This window comes from Curtobacterium sp. Csp2 (genome assembly GCF_013347165.1).
Window position 1 is genome coordinate 2,809,545 of record NZ_CP054593.1, and the last position, 4,063, is coordinate 2,813,607.

At 73.7% G+C, this 4,063-nt stretch carries 7 protein-coding genes and 1 pseudogene; 5 read left to right on the forward strand and 3 right to left on the reverse strand.

The genetic code is table 11. The annotated features are described in order from the left end of the window. The first annotated feature begins 44 nt into the window (after positions 1-44). Complete coding sequence (locus HUN59_RS19455; RefSeq protein ID WP_368076228.1) at positions 45-263, forward strand: DUF6716 putative glycosyltransferase; 219 nt, start codon at positions 45-47, stop codon at positions 261-263. Here the strand turns inward: HUN59_RS19455 and HUN59_RS20115 are convergent. Beyond that, positions 238-465, reverse strand: a pseudogene (locus HUN59_RS20115) (DUF6716 putative glycosyltransferase); the annotation flags it as partial. The gene HUN59_RS19455 and the pseudogene HUN59_RS20115 overlap by 26 nt on opposite strands. Between HUN59_RS20115 and HUN59_RS13605 the strand changes: the two are divergent. Next, a complete protein-coding gene (locus tag HUN59_RS13605) occupies positions 376-993 on the forward strand; it encodes a DUF6716 putative glycosyltransferase (RefSeq protein WP_174778640.1) in 618 nt (205 codons plus the stop codon). The pseudogene HUN59_RS20115 and the gene HUN59_RS13605 sit on opposite strands and share 90 nt — an antisense overlap. A 79-nt stretch (positions 994-1,072) precedes the next feature. Here HUN59_RS13605 and HUN59_RS13610 read toward each other — a convergent pair whose 3' ends face one another. Continuing rightward, positions 1,073-1,333, reverse strand: coding sequence for a thioredoxin family protein (locus HUN59_RS13610; protein WP_174778641.1), 261 nt, complete (start codon positions 1,331-1,333; stop codon positions 1,073-1,075). Positions 1,334-1,418: 85 nt separating this feature from the next. Continuing rightward, entirely contained in the window at positions 1,419-1,709 is a 291-nt protein-coding gene (locus HUN59_RS13615) for a hypothetical protein (RefSeq protein ID WP_083520084.1), read from the reverse strand. Positions 1,710-1,770: 61 nt separating this feature from the next. Between HUN59_RS13615 and HUN59_RS13620 the strand changes: the two genes are divergently transcribed. From HUN59_RS13620 to HUN59_RS19775, 3 genes are all read left to right on the forward strand, one after another. Further along, positions 1,771-2,349 (forward strand): MarR family winged helix-turn-helix transcriptional regulator, encoded by a 579-nt coding sequence (locus tag HUN59_RS13620; protein ID WP_174778642.1) that lies wholly within the window; start codon positions 1,771-1,773, stop codon positions 2,347-2,349. Then, positions 2,346-3,584 carry an MFS transporter gene (locus HUN59_RS13625; protein ID WP_144802254.1) on the forward strand — a complete coding sequence of 413 codons (1,239 nt, stop codon included), beginning with the start codon at positions 2,346-2,348 and terminating at the stop codon, positions 3,582-3,584. The genes HUN59_RS13620 and HUN59_RS13625 overlap by 4 nt, the downstream gene beginning before the upstream one ends. Positions 3,585-3,824: 240 nt before the next feature. Beyond that, a partial coding sequence (locus HUN59_RS19775) for an ATP-binding cassette domain-containing protein (protein ID WP_254629886.1) occupies positions 3,825-4,063 on the forward strand: 239 nt, incomplete at its 3' end.

Below are 4,063 nucleotides of genomic sequence, written 5' to 3' on the forward strand. Positions count from 1 at the left end.
CGGCGGTCCTCGAGGCCGTCGCCCGGGGCGTCCCGGCGCTGACGCTGACGGACTTCGGCGTCTCGCGGGCGCTCATCAACGAGGTGTTCGTGGACAGCGGGCTCGAGGGCGACGCGGTCGACCTCGTCGAGGGACGCTTCGGGAACGTCCGACCCGAGTGGCTGCACGACAACCACTTCCACTCGCCCGCGAGACGCCGAAGTCCGTCAGCGTCAGCGCCGGGACGCCCCGGGCGACGGCCTCGAGGACCGCCGTCGAACTGATCGTCACGAGTGCCACCGCCCGGTCGAGGTGCTGCGCCATGGGACCGCTCTCGACCACGAGGTTCGCCGGCCGGTCGGCGGGCAGCAGCTCCGGGTAGGGCCACTGCTCCCGGTGCGTCTGGTGCTCCCCGGCCGCCGCACGGACCTTGACGACGACGCGCCACTCCGGGTGGCGCCGGGCGGTCTCGACGAGCCAGTCCACGACGCGCCGGCGGTCCTCGAGGCCGTCGCCCGGGGCGTCCCGGCGCTGACGCTGACGGACTTCGGCGTCTCGCGGGCGCTCATCAACGAGGTGTTCGTGGACAGCGGGCTCGAGGGCGACGCGGTCGACCTCGTCGAGGGACGCTTCGGGAACGTCCGACCCGAGTGGCTGCACGACAACCACTTCCACTCGCCCGCGGAGGACGACTGGGCCGACCGCGCCGAGGAGCTCATGGTGCTCCGGGACGCCGGTGCCCTGACGGTGCGACCGGCCGCTCGGCGGAGCGGCGGCGGTGCCCTGCGTCGGGCGTGGGAGCGGAAGAACGCGCTCGGCGCGGCCGACCGGACGGCGATCGGCGTCGTCGCGCTCGTGCTCGGCACGCCGGTGCGGACCGTGAAGCGCGTGCTCCGTCGACTCCGGCGGGTGGTGCTGCGGCCCGGCGCGAGCGACGCGGCCCTCGTGCTGCCGCCCCGCGCCCAGCGGGACGCCGTGGGAGCCGGCAGCGGAGGTACGGGCCGCACCGCCTGACCGGGTGGGCGGTGGGGCGGAGCCGCACCGTGCCTCCAGACCGTTCGTCAGCAGACTGCCGTGACGGGCGGGGCGGACGTCAGAGCGCCTTCGCCACCGCCACCAGCAGCTGGTCGCGGGACGGGACGCCGGGCGAGCGGAAGACCTCGGTGCCGTCCTCGCGCCGGACGATGATCGTGGGCGTCGAGCGGATGCCGACGGCCTCGGCGCCGTCGGGGTCGGCGGCCACGTCGCGTTCGCGCACGGCCAGTCCGGGGACGAGGGCCGCCGCCTCACCGGTGACGCGGCGGGCCGCAGCACAGGGCGCGCAGAAGGCGGAGGTCCACAGGTCGAGTCGCACGGAGGGCACAACGCAGCGAGCGCCGCGTGCACTCCCGATCGGATCGGGGCACGCGGCGCTCGCCGGGTCGAGCCGGGCGGTGTGGCTACTCGCGGTCGAACTCGCCGCTGCGGTCCCCGCGGTCCTGCAGGTCGTCGACCGGGTCGGAGTCCTCGGCGTCGTAGGCGTACTCGACCGAGGTCTGGTCGAGCACCTGACGGGTCTTGGTGGCCTTGTAGGTGAAGGCCGTCTGCAGGCCCTCGACGTCGGCGTACACCGTGACCTGGTCGTCCACCGCGTCGCTCGTCGCGGTGCGGGTGTCGGTCGTCCCGTCGAAGGGGCCACCGTGGAAGATCGCGGTGTACTCGTCGCCCTCGTGGATGGTGATGTCGCTCATGCGTCCCTTGTACCAGGGCCGACCTGTTGACGGATGCATAGGTCGGCTATATAGTTCCGCTATGGAACCGACCAGGGCGCAGACGATCGAGACGCTCCTCGTCTCGGTGAACCGCCTGATCCGCGCGGCCGCACAGGCGACGGGGAACCCGACCTCGGCGGCTGTGTGGCGCACGCTCGGCATCCTCGAGACCGACCAGCCCCTGCGGCTCGGGGAGCTCGCGACACTGTCCCGCGTCGCGCAGCCGACCATGACCCGGCTCGTCGCGGGGATGCTCGCGGACGGACTCGTCACCCGCACGGTCGACCCGGACGACTCCCGCGGGCAGCTCATCGAGATCACGCCGGCCGGCCACGACCGCCTCGTGACGTGGCGGGCCACCATCACCGAGACCGTCGGGCCCGTGTTCGCCGACCTGGACGACGACGAGTGGGACGTGCTGCACGACGCGGCCGAGGTCATCGCGTCGCGGGTCGCGGTGCCGCTCGCGGTTCCTTCCCCCGGCGGTCCGGGCGCCGGCCCGTCGTCGACCGCCCTGTCGTCCAGGGCGTCGGGCGCCGCCCCGTCGTCCACCAGCCCGTCCCCCACCAGCCCGTCGTCCACCAGCCCGTCGTCCACCAGATCGGAGATCCACGCGTGAACGCCCACGCCCCCGCTGCCTCCGGCAGCATCCTCAAGCAGTCCTCCGCGGTCTGGGCGATCGCCTTCGCCTGCGTCGTCGCCTTCATGGGCATCGGCCTCGTCGACCCGATCCTGCCCGCGATCGCGACCTCGCTGCACGCGACCGCGGCGCAGACCGAGCTGCTCTTCACGAGCTACCTCGCCGTCACCGGCGTCGCGATGTTCTTCACCAGCTGGGTGTCCAGCCGCATCGGCGCGAAGAACACCCTGCTCATCGGGCTCGCGCTCATCGTGGTGTTCTCGGTGCTCGCCGCCACGTCGGGCAGCGTCTGGAACATCATCGGGTTCCGCGCCGGCTGGGGTCTCGGGAACGCGCTCTTCATCTCCACCGCACTCGCGACCATCGTGGGTGCGGCCTCGGGCGGCACCGCGTCGGCGATCATCCTGTACGAGGCGGCGCTCGGCCTCGGCATCGCCGTCGGCCCGCTCGTCGGTGGCCTGCTCGGCTCGGTGAGTTGGCGCGGCCCGTTCTTCGGCGTCACGACGCTCATGGCCGTCGCGTTCATCGCCGTCGTCGCGCTCCTCAAGAGCTCCGGGCTCGAGAAGCCCACGCCCACCCGGCTCTCCGCACCGTTCCGTGCCCTGCGCCGACCGGCACTCGCGGCCCTGGCGGCCACCGCGCTCTTCTACAACATCGGTTTCTTCGTCCTGCTCGCCTACACGCCGTTCCCGCTCGGCTTCGGCGCACTCGGCATCGGCTTCACGTTCTTCGGCTGGGGCGTCGGGCTCGCGATCACCTCGGTGTGGGTCGCGCCGATGCTCACCGCCCGGCTCCGTCGCACGACGGTCCTGAAGATCGCGCTGCCCCTGCTCGCGCTCGACCTGTTCGCCGCGGCCGTCGTCGTGCGGTCGCAGCCGGGCCTGATCGTCTGCGTGATCGTCGGCGGACTCGTGCTCGGTGTCCTGAACACCGTGCTCACCGAGTGCGTCATGGAGGCGACGGACCTCCCCCGCTCCGTCGCCTCGAGCGCGTACTCCGCGGTGCGCTTCATCGGTGGCGCGATCGCCCCGCCGGTCGCGACGCTGCTCGCCGACGCGATCGCCCCCTCGGCGGCGTACGTGTTCGCCGGGGTCTCGGTGGCGATCGCGTTCGTGGTGGTCGTCGCGACGACGAAGGTCCTGCGCCGGGTCGACGACGGGGCCGAGCCCGAGCGGGTCGAGGCCGAAGCGATCTCGGCGGGCGAGATGGTCTGACGCTCCTCGCGGGGCTGACCGGACGGCTCGGGGTGCTGCGGCGCTCCGGGCCGTTCGTGTGTGCGCGAGTGGGGCGGGTCGGAGCCTGCTCGGGGCTCGGCTCGGCAGGCGGTCCCCGGGGAGGACCGCGCGCACGCTCGGGCGCTGCTCGACGCTCGGGGACTCGCGACCGCGCGCGGCCGGGGGCACCGGGTCGGCAGCGGCATCGACCTGACGGTCCGGCACGGGCGTGTGCTGGCGGTGACCGGGCCGAACGGCGTCGGGAAGTCGACGCTCGGCCTGACGCTCGCCGGGCTGCTCGCGCCCGACGCCGGCGTCCTCGAGGCCACCCCCGCCCTGCGGCACGGCCTGGCCGGGGCGGCGCCGTCGTCCTGGTCCAGCCGGGAGCTCGCCGGCCGGATCGGGACGGTGTTCCAGGACCCCGAGCACCAGTTCGTCGCGGCCACCGTGCGGCAGGAGCTCGCCGCCGGACCTCGGGC